This is a genomic window from Pseudomonas sp. Tri1, assembly GCF_017968885.1.
Classification (GTDB): Bacteria; Pseudomonadota; Gammaproteobacteria; order Pseudomonadales; family Pseudomonadaceae; genus Aquipseudomonas.
In genome coordinates, this window is the sequence record NZ_CP072913.1 from 2,653,421 (window position 1) to 2,669,604 (window position 16,184).

The following is a 16,184-nucleotide window of genomic DNA, read 5'->3' on the forward strand; positions in this document are numbered from 1 at the left end:
GGCAGGTCCTTGGTTGTCAGCGTGCGCCCAGGTCGACAATCGCCAGGGCGTGCACCTCAGGCTTGCGTAGGCGTTATTGCCCTTTGGCCGGCAATCCCATCTTCTCAAGCGTCAGGGTCTCGTCGGCGCGGCCCCAGCCGCCATCTGCCACTTCTTCGACAAGGACCATGGTGAACGGACGAACCTGCTCGCCGAAGTACTCGACAAACATCTGCGTGGTGCGATGGATGATCTCCTCTTTGCGAGCGTGGTCCAGGATCCCTTCGGGAAATTTGTAGTTTGCAAATGGCATGGGGTGACTCCGTTGGTTGAGAAACAAGGTTGGGAGAGCGGGGGCAGGGGCGGCTGGCGGATCTGCCAGCGAAGACAGCACGATGCTCCTGGAACGCATTCTTCTTGTTCGGGCCTACGGGATAAATCCTGTGAAGTTGCCATGTACATTCAATGGCAACGAACAATCGACAGCGTGGATCGTTCCACTTGCTTGGGCCAACTCGGACGACTAGGCTCATTGACACTATCCGGAGTGTCGCAGGGAGGCGTGACCATGAGCCCGAAAAGAGTGAGGAAGCAGTATTATTTGAACCCATTTGGAAAGGGCGATAAGGCGCTTCAGACATCCCGAAGCAAGTACAAACTAAAAGAGGAAGTTAATGCGGTGGTGATAGAACGCCTTACTCCGGGCTGCCTGAAGTCGGTTGAAGGGTATGCAACGCTAATCATTGATGGTCATGGTTTTCGTGAGGACAACTTTCAGAATATCATCAGCTCCGCTGAGTCTGGCGGGGATAATTTGTCAGATGGGGCATTGGCCGAACTTGTGGCCAAGACTTGGGAGTTACCGCAAAGCCACCGCAAAATTCGTATGCTCGCCTGCTGGGGGTTCGGCTTTGCTCGACTATTTGCCATGCAGTTAGGCACGAGAGGTTATGACTCGATTTGTGTGGCGGGATATTTGGGCAAGACGAGTCCCGGTAGTTGGGAGCCCGCTACTGGCAGAGGAAGGACCGAAGTTGATATGGATAATGGGGAGGGTGGACAGTACGGAAAAGATCGCCTGGTTTGGTTCGACTCACAAGGAAATCAATGCGAGAAGCCAGATGTGGGCTATGGAGGAACCCAATTGTACTCAAATGCGCAAGACGGTAGGTGGGATGATTGAACGTTGGCAAGCGTATGAGTTCCTGAGTGCTTGGGAGGGGTCAAACAAGTCGAACTGGACGGGCGGGAACTACATTCCGAACAGGGTGAATCCATGCGATAGGCGAGAGTAGGAACACGGCGACAAGGAAAGCTACCTGGGACAGGTAGAACGGTTCGAGCCACTGTTGCTTCAACGCCACGTAATAAGTGTTATGAGTTACGTCAACCAAAATGATCGTTACCGTAAACCCGATCCCAGTTCTTGGCTTGGTGAAAAGTAGCAGTGCCGCAAGTGGATCAAGAAATGTCAGTGCCCCCCAGAAAATACGGCTGGCCAAGTAAGCGTCTGGTCCGTATCCATAGTCCCAGAGCAATCCATGGGAAATGTCTGCGTGGATGTGATTTACGGTTGCTATGCACAGGCAACACGCGAACACAATTCTGATGGCCAATGACAATTCTGGCATAGCGTTATCTACCTTGGTGATCTCTACACCCTGCATGGCAATGGGATCGACAGGGAGTCAAAGGTGGCCTCGAATACTCAAGGCCGTTTTTCAGGCTGGCATGTCGGCGGCTATCTGGGAATGGGCGGGAAGCAGATCCATGATCTCGCAGAAGAGAGGGCGCTGCTTCCAGTCATTGCGATCGCCGATCACGTATAGGCGGCGCTTGGCCCGGGTGGCGGCCACGTTGAGGAGATTGGGTCGGGACACTGCCCAATTGCGCGCGCCAGGGTTTTCGCTGTTGCCACCTAAGATGAGGATGATCACTGCGGCTTCCTTGCCTTGCATGGTGTGGATGGTGCCGCGCACGATCTTGTCGGGGAGACGAACCTTGAGCTGGTTGCGTACATCCTGAAAGGGTGTGATGACGGCGATGCTGTCCATTGGCACTCCGTCGGCTTCGAGCACGGTCAGTAGGCGTTCAAGGGCGAGGCCTTCGTTGTCGACCCAGTTGCCGGAGGAGCGACCACTTGCGTGAACCCAGCCGGTGAGCAGACGGGCCGGAGTTTCCTTCGCGGGTGATGGAGCAATGGTGCCGTAGACCATGGCACCGTCATAGGCGATGCGGTTGGCCAGGTCGAACATCGGTTTATCGCAGCGCCGGTGCACCACAAGGGGGAGGCCGACCCAGCATTTCTGGCCTTGGGGGCCGGCCATGCGGCCCCAAGGGGTGGCGCGGTCGGCAAGGGTCTGGGCGGATTGGCGGTTGGGCAGCCAGTGGGCATCGACCTGATAGTGGGTGCGCATGTGTTCAAGCACGGCGTCGGAGACAGTGACGATGGGCTCCAACTGCAGCGGATCACCAACCAGCACGGCGCGGCGTGCGCGCCACAGGGCGCCGACTGCGGCCTGCGGGGTGGCCTGGCCGGCTTCGTCCACCAGCAGCCAGCCGATCTCGCCGCAGCCCAGACTACCGAAGGAACGAGCGAATGAGGCGAAGGTGCTGCTGAGCACCGGTACTATCATGAACAGCGAGGCCCAGGCCGAGCGCACTGCGGCCTGGGACACGCCCTGATAACGGCTGCCAGTCAGCAGGCTGGTAATGAAGGCCAGGTTATTGCCCAGGCGCGAGGCTTCGATCTGGAAGAAAGTGCGGTGTAGCTTCAGCGCCTCAATGAACACCTTGGCCCGGGCCTGACGCCACCCTTCGAGGAGCCAGGGTTCGAGCAATTCGATCTCGCTGCCTCTGCCGAGCTGGCCTTGCGCGAGCCAGGCCAGCAAGTGCTCGGCTCGGCCTGACTGGGCAATGCGGCGGGCCCTGTCGATCTGCAAGGTGGCGTGGCCTATGGCTTCGTTGATCTCTTGTTCGTCCGTGGCCAATTGCCGATTGAGTCCGCTGAGCTGGGCAATGAGTCGTTGCAGTTGGCGTTGGGCACTGTCGAAGGCCTCTTTGGCCAGGGTATGGGCGCTGTCGAGCAAGCGTTGCCGGGCGGCCCAGGCGCGATGAGCGCCCCACAGGCTGAGCAGGTTGGCGAGCAGCCGGGGTTTTTGGGCGAGGTGTGCGTCGAGGGTCTGGAGTTTGAGTTGCAATTGCTCGCGGGCGGACGTGAGCCGTGTTTCCAGCGTAGCTTGATCGTCATTGAGGCTGCGGCGTTGGGTCAGGCGGACCTGGCGCTCCTCTTCCTTCTGTCTGATCCGCGCCTTCGCGCTGAGCACACCCTGGATTCGTTCGAGGATGTCGCTGAGTTGAGCGCGCAGCGCCTGTTCGGCATCCTTGGCAGCCAGGTACTGCTCAACAGCGGCACGCCAGAGGACGGCTTTTTCGGCGGGCGTGAGTAGCTTCATCTGCTGGGCCTGTTCGCTCAGCCACTCACGCATGCCCTTGGGCGCTGGCTCGTTGTCCGCTTTCGGGGCATAGAGCATGGGCTCGCCAGTGTACAGGTCTTCGTCCTGTGCTTGGCTGTCGAGCGTATTCAGGTCCAGAGGCGTTGGCTCATCCTCCGCCTTTGCCGCTTTAGGTGGACATTTACCATAGAAGAAACGTTCGACGAACCGGGTGCGTTTGGATTTGCTGCCCAGCGCCGCAGAGATCAGACCCCAGGCTGGTTTGCCGCTGGTAAGCTCGCCCAGCTCGCTGAAGTACTCGGCATCGGGCAGCCAGGACGGGTCGATTTTGTCGCGCTGGGGCAACTCGAGGGTGACGTTCTCGACGGCACCATTGTTGGAGGAGGCCACCACCATCTCGAAGCCGAACAGGCGCGGGTCGAGCGGGTAGGCGTAGCGCTCGCGTCCGCCGTCGTTGGCGGACTCGCGACCATTCTGAACGAAAGCCTCCGAGGCCTTGCTCAGTGATGCCAACACATCGGCCCGCTGAGTCACCACGGCGGCAATCAGGTCGCGCAGCAGGGTGGTTTTCCCGGTGCCTGGCGGGCCGTTGACGCCCATCACGCCCGTGTCGTTGGCCAGGGTCTGCAGCAGGCTGTTGACCGCCAATTGCTGAGAATGCACCAGGCCCAGGTGCCGTTCGGCAGGCCAGCAGCCGGCGGCGTAGCGCGAGGGGGCGAGGCGATCAATCAGCGCCAGGTCCGCGACGGGTTGGTCGAGGTGCAGCCGCTGGCTGGAGTCGTGCAGGCTCAGGTAGCGGGCCAACGGTTCGCTGGTCTCGCCATGGGCCAGGGCATCGGCCACGTCGGCCAGGTCGCTGAGCAGGAAACTGTTGAGCGGATCGTCTTCCTGTTCGGGCTTGTCCGGGTTGATCGGTGCCGAACGGAAGCGGTGCATGCGCGGCTTGTCGCCGAACAACGCATCGAGCCCCAGTGTCTGGCGGATAAAGTCGGTCATGCCTGCCAGGTCGGCAGCCAAGACCATGCCTGCGAGCTGGCTGTTGGCCTGTTCGCGAAGGAACTCCTGGGTTTCGTCGAAGCCGCGGGTCCAATCTTTGCGGTGGAGGGCGCAGCCGACAAACCACGCTTCGCTGGACAGTACCAGGCTGTCGGCCACCATCATGCCCTGATCGTTGAACTTTAGCGCGAACAGGGCCGACTGCCGACGTTGCGGCTCCTTGTAGCCTTGGTCCGCGCCATAGAGCGCCTCCAACTGGCGGGAGACCTCCAGATTGTCGTAGAGGTGTGCGTAGAGCGTGTGGCTCCATGCGAGCTTGTTCGGCAGACGCTGCCGGCCAAGGGCGTTGGATGGCATCCACGGCAGGATCTGGGCCGAGGCGGGAATGTCTTGAATGTAGGGCTGGTAGTCGCTGTCGCGCTTTTTCAGCTTGGGGACGGCCTGGGGTTGCAAAAGCTCGACGGCGTGCCAGTAGCGCACAATGTTTTGTGGATTCATTTTCGTCCTTGAAAGTGCTTGGGCTTGAGTTCCTGACGGGAAGGATATCAGGGCTGGTGCTTCAAGGCGCGGCTGGCGCGGGCGATGCTGGCCGTGGACATGTACAAAATCCGTCGCAGGCCAGGCTGGGATAGGCGCTCGCCTGACACCCTACAAGAGATCGCGTAGCAGGCAAACATTGACGTGCTTGCGCTTTATTTAGATAGATAATATGTTAACTAAATAATAACGTACGTCTTGACCTCTTCGAGGTGCATCCATGGGGCCTACCTTTTCCTCCGACAATGCTGCGGCGTTCGAACACTGGAGCGCCTCGTTGCGATCTGCCTGCGGGCGCCTCGCCACAAGACCCTCGCACCACCATGGTTTGTTCATTGGGGATGTTTGCAGGAGGGATTTCGGTGGGTTGGGCATCGCGCATGTCCGGACCAATGCTGGACACATTGCCCGCCTGCATGCCAGTGCCGATCACGGTGATGATCAATATTGCTTTCTGATTTTCCAACGAAGTGGTTGCCAACGTATCCAGCAGATGGGGCAAACGATTGAATTGACTCCCGGTGATCTGGCTTTGGTCGATTCGGCCAAGATTTTTGAAATCGAGCCAGACGGATTGATCGAGAATGTGTCCACTCATCTGCTGCGTAGCACGGTCGAAGAACAACTGAAGGGACGGGCTGTATTTGGTAAGTTGTCACGCAATTGCGTGTCCACGCGGCTGATTCGCACATTGATTCATTCTGTGAGTGATCCGCAATTTTGTGGGAGTGTCAGGTATCCCCAGGAAGATGGAGACGCAATGCAGTCCGCATTGCTGGCGCTTTTGGTGCCCGCGTTGACGGATCAAGCGCAACCACCTGTCATGGGGAGAAAGCTTGAACCGAGCGAGTTGTATCGGCTGGTGATCAAGTTGGTCGATGAACAATTGCAAGAGGCTTCGCTAAGCCCGTCCCATCTGGCACGCCAGTTAAACCTTTCCGTCAGACAGCTGTATCGATTGTTTGAAGAGCAGGGTGAAACGGTAAGCCGCTACATTCAGGGCCAACGCCTGGAGCGCGTTGCGCACGATCTTTGCGCTTACGAGCTCAGTCACGAGTCCATTACGCAGATCGCTTTCAAGTGGGGATTTTTCGACGCTGCTCATTTCAGTCGGGCGTTCAAGCGTCATTTCGGGGTGTCTCCTCGAGATTATCGAATGAATGCCTCGATGGCCGATCAATAAATGCCTCCATCTGGCAAGAAATGCCAAGCCACCTTGTCACGCTCAGTCAAGCGCCCTCGGCGGGCGCCCGCTCTAATCAACTCCAGCCAGTTCAAATTCCAAACCGCTGCTGATGGTGCGTGTGGTGGACTGCCAATAACAACAATAAGTATGAGATTGGAGCATCCTGATCATGAGAACGTTGCCCTTGCCGCTGCTATTGGGGCTGCCTTTGCTGGTGTCCAGTCTGCCCGGATTTGCTGATACACAGCCGTTGGCGGCGCGTGTCGATGGCGTGCGTATCGTTCAGGCAAACAATGAACCTGGCAACTGGATGTCACACGGACGTACCTATGACGAACAACGTTTCAGTCCACTGACCACGATCAATGACAGGAATGTGAAGCAGCTGGGCATGGCCTGGACGCAGAAGCTGGACATCGATCTGGGTACCGAAGCCACCCCGATCGTGGTTGATGGGGTGATGTACACCACGGGGGCATTCAGCATTGTCTATGCGATTGATGCCGCGACCGGTAAGCGTCTATGGAAGTACGACCCGAAAGTTCCCCCTGAAAACCTCAGCCAGGGTTGCTGCGGGCCGGTCAACCGAGGCGTTGCCGTTTGGAATGGGAAAGTCTATGTCGCAAGTTTTGACGGTCGTCTGATTGCATTGGATGCGGCCACGGGCCAGCCGGTCTGGAGCGTCGACACCATTATTGATCGTAGCAAGAGTTACTCGATTACCGGCGCGCCGCGCATTGTCAAAGGCAAGGTCCTGATCGGTAACGGCGGTGCCGAGTTTGGCGTGCGTGGTTATGTCACCGCTTACGATGCCGAAACGGGCCAGCAAGACTGGCGCTTCTACACTGTGCCGGGCGATCCGAAACTGCCTCCTGAGAACCCTGCCATGGCGATGGCCCTCAAAAGCTGGAAAGGCGACGGTTGGGTCAAGTGGGGCGGTGGTGGCACCGTTTGGGATTCCATGGCCTACGATCCGGAGTTGGATTTGCTGTACATCGGCACTGGCAATGGCTCGCCCTGGAACTATAAATTTCGCACAGACGGCGAGGGTGACAACCTCTTCGTCTCCTCGATTGTCGCGCTGCGGCCAGACAGCGGCGAGTATGTCTGGCATTACCAGGTCACACCCAAGGATCAATGGGACTTCACAGCCACCCAGCATATGATCCTGGCCGACCTTGAAATCGATGGAACGCTGCGCAAGGTGCTGATGCAAGCACCGAAGAATGGCTTCTTTTACGTACTCGACCGTACCAATGGCAAGCTTCTCTCGGCCAAGAATTTTGTTCCGGTCAACTGGGCCAGTGGTATCGATCTACAGAGCGGTCGACCGATTTACACCGGCAAGGCCGATTATTCGACGGGCCCCAAGGTCGTACAACCGAGCTTTCTGGGCGGACATAACTGGCATCCCATGTCGTTCAATCCCAAAACTGGTTACGTCTATATCCCGGCGCAGTTGACCCTGGCTGAGCTCAAGGCTGCTGAGCGGCCGCAGTTCTTCCCAAACAAGTCGGTGGTCAACTTTGGCCTGGATGTGCCCGACCTGCCTGAAGACCCAAAACAGCTGAAACCGATCCGCGATGCGTGGTCCGGCGAATTGATCGCCTGGGATCCGGTCAAGCAGAAAGCAGCGTGGAAGCAAGCGTATATCAGCGCGGGAAATGGCGGCACGCTGAGTACCGCCGGAAACCTGGTTTTCCAAGGGACTGCTGATGGGCGAGTGGTTGCCTATAGCGCCGACAAAGGCAAGAAACTTTGGGAGCACAGGGCTAACTCCGGGGTGATGGCCGGGCCGGTCACTTACACCGTCAACGGGGAACAATACGTGGCTTTCTCCGTAGGTTGGGGTGGGATCATCCCGCGTTTGACCGCGCCTTTGACCAACAAGGGCAAGGTACTGGCAGAGTCGCGGGTCATCGCTTTCAAACTCGGGGCTAAGGTTGAGCTGCCACCGGCCAGGACAGCGCCGCCACTGCCGCAGACCGAACTGCAGCTCAAGGCCAGTCCGGAGCAACTGGTCCAGGCACGTTCCATGTTCAATGGCTTGTGTGCCGGCTGCCACGGACTCAACGCCATCGGCGGAGGCGAAGTTCCAGACCTGCGTTATTTGACCATGGACAAGCATGCGGCTTTCCCGGCGTTTCTCAGCGGTGCTCGAATGAGCGGTGGCATGCCGAGCTTTGCCGACATCCTCAAGCCTGACGATATGGAGCTCATCCGTCAGTACCTGGTCAAGCGTACCCACGATTTACAGGCCGAGCTCAAAGACTCCGCCCAACCCTGATCGACATTTAACGACGTCCGGTTGACGGCTCGCACGCGAGCCGTCCGGAAGCTGCTGCCAACAATAAAAATAATGAGGTCCAAGCCATGTCCAATTCCCCGATTCCCGTCGCTGGCTTCGCTATGTCCGGCTTGTGCAAAGTGGCTTCCCTAGCCACCGTCGCCGCACTGTCGTCAGCGGCACTGGCCGATGTAAAGCCTGACCCGGGCGACTATACCGCGTTACCCAAGGGCACCGATGTGGTCGTGCTGTACCAACAGAATCCGCGGGGTGACGAAGTTTATTCGGGCGGCCATAAAGTGGCCGATGACCTTGATTTGAGGATGAATGTGGGGGTACTGAGGCTGATCCATTTCACGGATTTTTTCGGCACCGGATACACCTGGGATCCGCAAATCGTGATCCCTTTCGGCTACCAGGAAGTGGGGTTGAGTGACAGCAAAACCTCTGGCCTGGGAGACATTACCTTCGGCGGTACGCTATGGACCATAGCCGACCTGGAACGTAATGAGCATCTGGGATGGTCGGTATTTTTTACCGCGCCTACCGGCAGTGACAAGGATGAAGGTTTTGCCTTGAGCAACAATCGTTGGGCGGTGGATTTCCAGGTGGGCTACATCAAGGGACTGACAGATAGGATTACCTGGGATGTGATCGCCGAAACCGAGTTCTACAGTGACCAGCGCAGCTCCGATTCGAAAAAAGATCCGCTGATTCAGTTACACAACCATTTGCGTTACAACTTCACCCCAGAGACTTACGCCGCGATTTCGTATCGGCACAATTGGGGGGCGAAGGAAACGCTCGACGGCACCACCCTGGCCACCAGCCATGACAACGGCACGGCAGGTTTCACGGTGGCGACCATGGTCAACAAGCGACTGCAACTGATGGGGCAGGTGATGCGCGATGTGACGGTGCGTGAGGGGGTGAAAATCGATAATTCGCTGCAGTTTCGACTGGCCTATTTCTACTGAGTTGTCAGCGGAAACAGGCCAGGGTGACGAACCTTTCAAAGAGCCAGACCTATTAAACCCTACAGAGGAACTCAATATGTGGACTAAACCAACCTATATCGATATGCACATTGGTTTCGAAGTGACCATGTACTTTGCCAACCGCTGAAAGCTTTTGGACAGAGTCCAGGTCCAGGCTATCCGACGGTAGACGTCGGATAGCCACCTGGCCCACCTGCCAACGGCACGGTGGCGGGCCAGTGAGCACGCTTGCCCACGTCAGTGGGAATGACGCGGCTCACCACTGCGGGCGATCACTCGCAGATGCAACGTGGCCGGCTCCAGGCAGCCCCCGGTGGACAGCTGTCCCACCAATTGTCGATACAGCTCCTGCCAAGGCGTCTGCGAGGGCGGGATGTTCGGCGTCCATTCGAGGCGGCGCCGGCTCATCTCGGCCTCGTCGATCAGCAGGTTCACGGTTCGCGTGTTCAGGTCGACTTTCAGCCGGTCGTTGGTTTTCAACAGTGCCAGGCCGCCACCCACGGCTGCTTCCGGGGACATGTTGAGGATCGATGGGCTTGCCGATGTGCCGCTCTGGCGACCGTCGCCGAGGCAGGGCAGGGAGTCGATGCCTTGTTTGATCAGTGCGGCCGGAGGGGCCATGTTCACCACTTCGGCGCTGCCAGGGTAGCCCACGGTGCCAACGCCGCGGATCACCAGGATGCAGCGCTCGTCGATGTCCAGCGCCGGATCGTCGATCCGGGCGTGGTAGTCCTCCGGTCCTTCGAACACGATGGCGCGGGCTTCGAAGCTATTCTCGGCGCCGGGCTCGGACAGGTAGGTCTTGCGGAATGCTTCGCCCACCACCGACATCTTCATGATCGCGCTGTCGAAGAAATTGCCGCTGAGCACGATGAACCCGGCACGGTGTTTGAGCGGGGTGTCGAAGGGGTAGATTACATCGGCGTTGCTGGTCAGGCTGCTGCGCACGATTTCGCCGATGGTCTTGCCGCTGACTGTGGCGCAGTCTTCATGCAGGCGTCCGGCCTTTTGCAGTTCATGCATGACCGCGGGCACGCCGCCGGCCCGATGGAAACCTTCACCCAGGTATTTGCCCGCCGGCATGCAATTGACCAGCAGCGGCACGTCCTCGCCGATCCGTTGCCAGTCATCCAGGCTCAGCTCGACGCCCATGTGCCGGGCAATGGCGATCAGGTGCGGCGGGCAATTGCTTGAGGCGCCCAGTGCCGAGGCGACGGCGATGGCGTTCTCGAAGGCTTCGCGGGTCATGATCTGTGATGGGCGGACGTCTTGCAGCACCAGTTCGCAGATGCGCTTGCCGGTGGCATAGGCCATTTGCCCGCGTTCGCGATAGGGCGCTGGAATGCTCGCGCAACCGGGCAGCGACATGCCCAGGGCTTCGGCCAGGGCGTTCATCGACAAGGCGGTGCCCATGGTGTTGCAGTGGCCCACCGACGGCGATGCGGCGGTGGTCATTTCCATGAAGCCTTCGTAATCGATTTCCCCGGCGGCCATCAGGTTGCGCGCATGCCAGAGCACGGTGCCGGAGCCGATCAGCTCGCCCTTGTGGTGGCCGTCGAGCATCGGCCCGCCGGACAGGACAATCGCCGGCAGATCGGTGGTGGCCGCCGCCATCAGGCAGGCCGGGGTGGTTTTGTCGCAACCGGTGGTCAGTACCACGCCGTCCAATGGATAACCGTGCAGAATCTCCACCAGCCCCAGGTAGGCCAGGTTACGGTCCAGTGCCGCGGTGGGCCGGCGCGATTGCTCGGCGATCGGATGCACCGGGAATTCCATGGGAATGCCGCCGGCATCACGGATACCGGCCTTGACCCGTTGCGCCAGTTCCAGGTGATGACGGTTGCAGGGCGTCAGGTCGCTGCCGATCTGGGCGATGCCGATGATCGGGCGTCCCGATTGCAGCTCCTCGCGGGTCATCCCGTAGTTCATGTAGCGTTCGACATACAGGGCAGTCATGTCCGCATGGGCAGGGTCGTTGAACCATTGCTCGCTGCGCAGGCGGCGTTTTGGCGTGTCAGTCATGATTCATTTCTCTCTTGTAATTAGGCGAATCGGCAAACGGTTCAGCGGGTGAGCAGTCCTCGGGCGGCCAGGTTGCGCAGCAAGGCGCCGACGCCAAAGGTCCAGGGCGCGGCGGCAGAGCTGTGGGTCACCTGGTTATGCAGGCTGCCGAGCAACGGGCTGCTGATACTGACCCGGTCACCCAGTTTGTGGGTGAAACCGCTGCCGGCATGATCACGGTCTGCGGTGGGGGCGAACAGAGTACCCAGAAACAACAGGAACCCATCCGGATATTGGTGATTGGCATTGAGTGTCTGGCCTGCCAGGTCCTGCGGGTCACGGCTGATCTGGCTCATGGAGCTCGAACCGTGCAGCCGGTAACCGTCCTCGCCTTGGACTTCCAGATCGACTACGCAAGCTCGCACATCGTCGAGGCTGAAGCCTTCGTCAAACAGGCGAATGAATGGCCCGACGGCGCAGGACGCATTGTTGTCCTTGGCCTTGCTCAGCAGCAGCGCGCTGCGGCCTTCGAAATCCCGCAGATTGACGTCGTTGCCCAAGGTGGCACCGTGGATCTGGCCGCGGCTGTTCACCGCCAGCACCACTTCCGGTTCCGGATTGTTCCATTGGGAGCCAGGATGAATGCCAATGCGGCTGCCGCTGCCAACGGCGGCCAGGACCGGTGCCTTGGTGAAGATTTCCGCGTCCGGGCCGATGCCGACTTCCAGGTACTGTGACCACATGCCTTGTTCGATGAGCCAGGCTTTCAGGCGCATGGCCTGCTCGGAGCCCGGCACGATCGAGCGCAAATTGTCGCCGATCACGCTGTGCACGGTGGCACGTACCGCTTCAGCTCTTGCCGCGTCACCGCCGGCCTGTTCCTCGATCACCCGCTCGATCATGCTGGCGGCGAAGGTCACGCCGGCGGCCTTGATCACTTGCAGATCCAGGGGGGCAACAGCGACGGTTTGGACGGGTCGGCATCGAGGCCGGTGTTGGCCAGCAGGGCTTGGACGCTGGCGATGAAGGTGCCCGGTGTCTGCCGCACGGCGACCAGGGGCGATTCGGTTTCCAGCAAGTCACTCAAGGTCGCAAAGCGATCCGACAGATCGAACACACCGTCGCTGCGCAACACGATGGGCGAAGGCCCGGCGATCCGGCCAGGCACCCAGGCACGACCAATCAGGGTACCGGCCACGCCATCGACGGGCAGGGTGTTCTCGGGAGTAAGCATCAGCGACATGGGCAGTCTTCCTGGTTCGTAAAGCTTTCAAGCTAGGGTGCGCTGCTGATGAACTCCAATGAGATATATTCAGTATCCGATAACGTCCGGTTATTGCCTCATCGAGGATTGCCCATGTCCGACCTGTCTTTCTCCAGTTTCTGTGGCTGGCTCAAATTCCGCCATCTGCTGCTGATCGATACCTTGGGGCGTACCTGCAACATGCATTTGGCGGCCGAGCAGATGAACCTCAGCCAGCCGGCCGTGAGCAAGATGCTCAAGGAAATCGAAAGCCTGCTCGGCTTCGCTCTGTTCGAACGTCGACCCCGGAGCATGCCACCCACCGCATTGGGTGAACATGTGCTGCGTTACGCGCAGATCGCCTTGAACGACGCACGTTCGTTCGTCGAGCAAATCAGCAGCCTGCGCGAAGGAGGCCATGGCTACCTCAAGGTCGGCGGGATCTTTGCCGCCACGGCGGTGGCCTTGCCCGAGGCGATCCTGCAGATCAAGCAACGCTGGCCGTTGCTGTCCATTGAAGTCGTCGAGCAGACCAGTAATCACCTGATGGAGATGCTCGAAGAGAAGAAGCTCGATCTGGCGGTGGCACGCTTTACCGACCAAAGCCAGCAACAGCGCTATGACTTCCAGGCGCTGGCCCCGGAACCGTTCTGCATCGTGGTCAACAGCCAGCATCCGCTGGCGAACGCCGGGCCGACGGCCCTGCAGCAACTGGTGGACCTGCCGTGGATTCTCTACCCGGTCGGCACGCCGATCCGCGCTCGCATGGAACTGGCCTTTGCCGAAGCCGGGGTGGGGATGCCGCGCAACACCATCGACACCATTTCCATGCAGACCTTCCTCCAGGTGCTGCAACGCGGGCCCATGATCGGCATGCTGCCCAATGCCATGGTCGATCCGCTGCTCGAAAGCGGCCAGCTCAAGACCCTCGACACCCCCTTGCACCTGGTGCCACAGGACTACGGCATCCTCACGCGGAAGGATGAGCCGCTGGTGGGCGCGGCACTGGAGTTCGCCGAGATCCTCAAGGACAACGCCCGTCTGAGCCGTTGAATGTGCCGCCGCTATCGCGAGCAAGCGCGCTCCCACAAGGGGGCGGGCGTGTCGCGGATATTTCAGTCAACACGAAACAACGGTGGGAGCGAGCTTGCTCGCGATGGCGCAGGATCAGCCTGCGCCGAACCTGTGGCGAGAGAGCTTGCTCCCGCTGGGCTGCGCAGTAGCTCCCCTTGCCAAACCCCGGCTTCGATAACAGTACGTTATCGACTAATCCAAAAATGCCATTGGGAAAGAATCGATCCCCGACAGTAGAGTCCTCGTTCAATCGCCGGATGATTCGCTCATTCGACGTGACCCAATAAAAACAATCAGGGGTTACCTCATGCAAACCATCTCCGAGCAGTTGCCCGCCCAGGCGCAAGCTGGCGGGCTCGATTTTGAAGACCGGACCTACCGCAAGGTCATCTGGCGGATCCTGCCAGTCCTGCTCTTGTGCTACATGGCGGCCTACCTCGACCGGGTGAACATCGGTTTCGCCAAGCTCGACATGCTCAACGAGCTGCAATTCAGCAACACTGTGTATGCCTTGGGCGCCAGTATGTTTTTCTGGGGCTATTTCCTTTTCGAAGTCCCCAGCAACCTGTTGCTGCATCGCTTTGGCGCGCGGTTCTGGATTGCCCGGATCATGCTGACCTGGGCGCTGGTCTCCATGGCCGTCGCCTACACCGTGCCGCTGGCGGGGTTTTTCCACATCGAATCGAGCAGCATGTTCTACGTGCTGCGCTTTCTGTTGGGCATCTGTGAAGCCGGTTTTTTCCCCGGTGTGATCCTGTACCTCAATTACTGGTTCCCCACCCATCGGCAAAGCCGGGTGATGTCTGGTTTCCTGCTGGCCTTGCCGGTCAGCCTGACCCTGGGCGGCATACTTTCCGGTTGGCTGATGAACAGCATGCAAGGGGTGCATGGCCTGTCCGGCTGGCAATGGATGCTGCTCATCGAGGGCGTCCCGTCCATCATCATGGCGTTCGTGGTGATCGTCTGCCTGGCCGACAACATCGACAAAGCCAAATGGCTGAGCGTTGCGGAAAAAGCCATGCTCAAGGCCAATCTGCACACCGATAACCAGGGCAAGGCCACACGCTTGAGCGAAGTGTTTTTCAACCCGCGGGTGTGGTTGCTGGTGCTGATTCTGCTGACCTTCAACACTGGCTTCTACGGCCTGGCGTTCTGGATGCCCTCGATCATCAAGAGCACGGGTATCACCAACAGTTTGCACATCGGCTTGCTGACCGCCATCCCATACTCGGTGGCGATCGTGGCGATGCTGCTCAATGCACGACATTCCAATCGCACCGGTGAGCGACGCCTGCACGCGGCCATTCCCGCCTTCATCGGTGGCGCCGGCCTGATCCTCAGTGCCTTCTTCGCCGATAACCTGGTGTTGTCCGTGCTCTTTCTCAGTGTCTCCGCCTCGGGGATCCTCAGCCTGATGCCGATTTTCTGGACCTTGCCCGGGACCGTGCTCTCGGGTGTCGCTGCCGCGGCCGGCATCGGCATGATCAATGCCATCGGCAACCTGTCGGGTTTCACCGGTTCGATGATCACCGCCGTGGCGGAAAACCTTACCGGCAATATCAACAACGGCACCTATGTGCTGGCCCTGTGTCTGTTGGTCAGTGGCGGGCTGATCCTGGCCATTCCCGCATCGATGCTCGGCAGGACAGCGAAAAACGTGGTCACCCCGGCAAACCTGGAGGTCGCATGAACCTGCAGAACAAACGGGTGCTGGTCACCGCTGCGGGGCAGGGCATTGGTCTGGCCAGCGCCGTGGCCTTCGCCGGGGCCGGTGCCGAGGTGTTTGCCAGTGACATCGATATCCACGCCCTGGCGGGCATCGAAGGGATTACCGCCATCACCCTGGATGTCACGTCGGCCACTGCCATCAGCGCCGCCTGCGAACGCATTGGTGGGCTGGACGTGTTGTTCAACTGCGCCGGTTACGTGCACAGCGGCAACATCCTCGAATGCGACGAAGTCGCCTGGGCGCGTTCGCTGGACCTCAATGTCACGGCCATGTACCGGACGATCCGCGCATTCTTGCCGGGCATGCTGGCGCGGGGTGGCGGTTCTATCATCAACATGTCGTCGGTGGCCTCCAGCCTCAAAGGTGTGCCGAACCGTTTTGCCTATGCGGCCAGCAAAGCGGCCGTGGTGGGCCTGACGAAGGCCGTTGCCATCGACTTTGTCACTCAGGGCATCCGTTGTAACGCGATATGCCCGGGTACCGTGGACTCTCCGTCACTGCGTCAGCGCATCGCCGTTCAGGCCGCGCAACAAGGCGTGGATGAGGTACAGGTCTACCGGCAATTCCTTGAACGCCAGCCCATGGGCCGTATCGGCAGTACCGAAGAAATCGCCCAGTTGGCCTTGTATCTGGGCAGCGATGCATCGAGCTACACCACCGGTGGCGTGCATGTCATCGACGGCGGCATGAGTATCTGAA

General features: G+C 59.5%; 11 protein-coding genes and 1 pseudogene. 8 read left to right on the forward strand and 4 right to left on the reverse strand.

What is annotated here, in order from left to right; all coding sequences use genetic code 11:
- Window positions 1–73: 73 nt before the first annotated feature.
- A complete protein-coding gene (locus J9870_RS11805) occupies window positions 74–292 on the reverse strand; it encodes a tautomerase family protein (protein ID WP_135845974.1) in 219 nt (72 codons plus the stop codon).
- Window positions 293–547: 255 nt separating this feature from the next.
- Here J9870_RS11805 and J9870_RS11810 point away from each other — a divergent pair, with 255 nt between their 5' ends.
- Window positions 548–1,162: a hypothetical protein gene (locus J9870_RS11810; RefSeq protein ID WP_210644198.1), complete on the forward strand. Its 615-nt coding sequence runs from the start codon at window positions 548–550 to the stop codon at window positions 1,160–1,162.
- A 538-nt stretch (window positions 1,163–1,700) separates the two neighbouring features.
- Here J9870_RS11810 and J9870_RS11815 read toward each other — a convergent pair.
- Window positions 1,701–4,928: an ATP-binding protein gene (locus tag J9870_RS11815; protein ID WP_210644200.1), complete on the reverse strand. Its 3,228-nt coding sequence runs from the start codon at window positions 4,926–4,928 to the stop codon at window positions 1,701–1,703.
- A gap of 259 nt (window positions 4,929–5,187) precedes the next feature.
- On the opposite strand from J9870_RS11815, the gene feaR reads away from it, so the two are divergent.
- The 4 genes from feaR (at window position 5,188) to pqqA (ending at window position 9,565) form a co-directional block, all read left to right on the forward strand.
- Complete coding sequence (gene feaR / locus J9870_RS11820; RefSeq protein ID WP_210644202.1) at window positions 5,188–6,150, forward strand: transcriptional regulator FeaR; 963 nt, start codon at window positions 5,188–5,190, stop codon at window positions 6,148–6,150.
- Window positions 6,151–6,322: 172 nt separating this feature from the next.
- Window positions 6,323–8,440, forward strand: coding sequence for a PQQ-dependent dehydrogenase, methanol/ethanol family (locus tag J9870_RS11825; protein WP_210644204.1), 2,118 nt, complete (start codon window positions 6,323–6,325; stop codon window positions 8,438–8,440).
- An 86-nt stretch (window positions 8,441–8,526) separates the two neighbouring features.
- Window positions 8,527–9,417 (forward strand): transporter, encoded by an 891-nt coding sequence (locus J9870_RS11830; RefSeq protein WP_246883106.1) that lies wholly within the window; start codon window positions 8,527–8,529, stop codon window positions 9,415–9,417.
- 76 nt (window positions 9,418–9,493) lie between these two features.
- Window positions 9,494–9,565, forward strand: a complete 72-nt coding sequence (gene pqqA, locus J9870_RS11835) for a pyrroloquinoline quinone precursor peptide PqqA (protein ID WP_210645223.1) — start codon at window positions 9,494–9,496, stop codon at window positions 9,563–9,565.
- Window positions 9,566–9,675: 110 nt separating this feature from the next.
- On the opposite strand, the gene J9870_RS11840 is transcribed toward pqqA, so the two are convergent.
- The gene (locus tag J9870_RS11840) at window positions 9,676–11,460 is read right to left on the reverse strand and encodes an IlvD/Edd family dehydratase (protein ID WP_210644206.1); all 1,785 of its coding nucleotides are present in this window, start codon (window positions 11,458–11,460) and stop codon (window positions 9,676–9,678) included.
- Window positions 11,461–11,501: 41 nt separating this feature from the next.
- A pseudogene (locus J9870_RS11845) lies at window positions 11,502–12,682 on the reverse strand (fumarylacetoacetate hydrolase family protein).
- A 114-nt stretch (window positions 12,683–12,796) separates the two neighbouring features.
- On the opposite strand from J9870_RS11845, the gene J9870_RS11850 reads away from it, so the two are divergent.
- The 3 genes from J9870_RS11850 (at window position 12,797) to J9870_RS11860 (ending at window position 16,183) form a co-directional block, all read left to right on the forward strand.
- A complete protein-coding gene (locus J9870_RS11850; RefSeq protein ID WP_210644208.1) occupies window positions 12,797–13,735 on the forward strand; it encodes a LysR family transcriptional regulator in 939 nt (312 codons plus the stop codon).
- 328 nt (window positions 13,736–14,063) lie between these two features.
- Window positions 14,064–15,446 carry an MFS transporter gene (locus tag J9870_RS11855; RefSeq protein WP_210644210.1) on the forward strand — a complete coding sequence of 461 codons (1,383 nt, stop codon included), beginning with the start codon at window positions 14,064–14,066 and terminating at the stop codon, window positions 15,444–15,446.
- Entirely contained in the window at window positions 15,443–16,183 is a 741-nt protein-coding gene (locus tag J9870_RS11860) for an SDR family oxidoreductase (protein ID WP_210644211.1), read from the forward strand. Before J9870_RS11855 ends, J9870_RS11860 begins: the two co-directional genes overlap by 4 nt.
- The last annotated feature ends 1 nt before the right edge of the window (window position 16,184 follow it).

Excerpts from the sequence above, each read along its gene's own strand:
- J9870_RS11830 (WP_246883106.1), top strand. The coding sequence starts at position 8,527 with ATGTCCAATTCCCCGATTCCCGTCGCTGGCTTCGCTATGTCCGGCTTG.
- J9870_RS11815 (WP_210644200.1), bottom strand. The coding sequence starts at position 4,928 with ATGAATCCACAAAACATTGTGCGCTACTGGCACGCCGTCGAGCTTTTG.
- J9870_RS11850 (WP_210644208.1), top strand. The coding sequence starts at position 12,797 with ATGTCCGACCTGTCTTTCTCCAGTTTCTGTGGCTGGCTCAAATTCCGC.
- feaR (WP_210644202.1), top strand. The coding sequence starts at position 5,188 with ATGGGGCCTACCTTTTCCTCCGACAATGCTGCGGCGTTCGAACACTGG.
- J9870_RS11805 (WP_135845974.1), bottom strand. The coding sequence starts at position 292 with ATGCCATTTGCAAACTACAAATTTCCCGAAGGGATCCTGGACCACGCT.
- J9870_RS11825 (WP_210644204.1), top strand. The coding sequence starts at position 6,323 with ATGAGAACGTTGCCCTTGCCGCTGCTATTGGGGCTGCCTTTGCTGGTG.
- J9870_RS11810 (WP_210644198.1), top strand. The coding sequence starts at position 548 with ATGAGCCCGAAAAGAGTGAGGAAGCAGTATTATTTGAACCCATTTGGA.
- J9870_RS11840 (WP_210644206.1), bottom strand. The coding sequence starts at position 11,460 with ATGACTGACACGCCAAAACGCCGCCTGCGCAGCGAGCAATGGTTCAAC.
- J9870_RS11860 (WP_210644211.1), top strand. The coding sequence starts at position 15,443 with ATGAACCTGCAGAACAAACGGGTGCTGGTCACCGCTGCGGGGCAGGGC.
- J9870_RS11855 (WP_210644210.1), top strand. The coding sequence starts at position 14,064 with ATGCAAACCATCTCCGAGCAGTTGCCCGCCCAGGCGCAAGCTGGCGGG.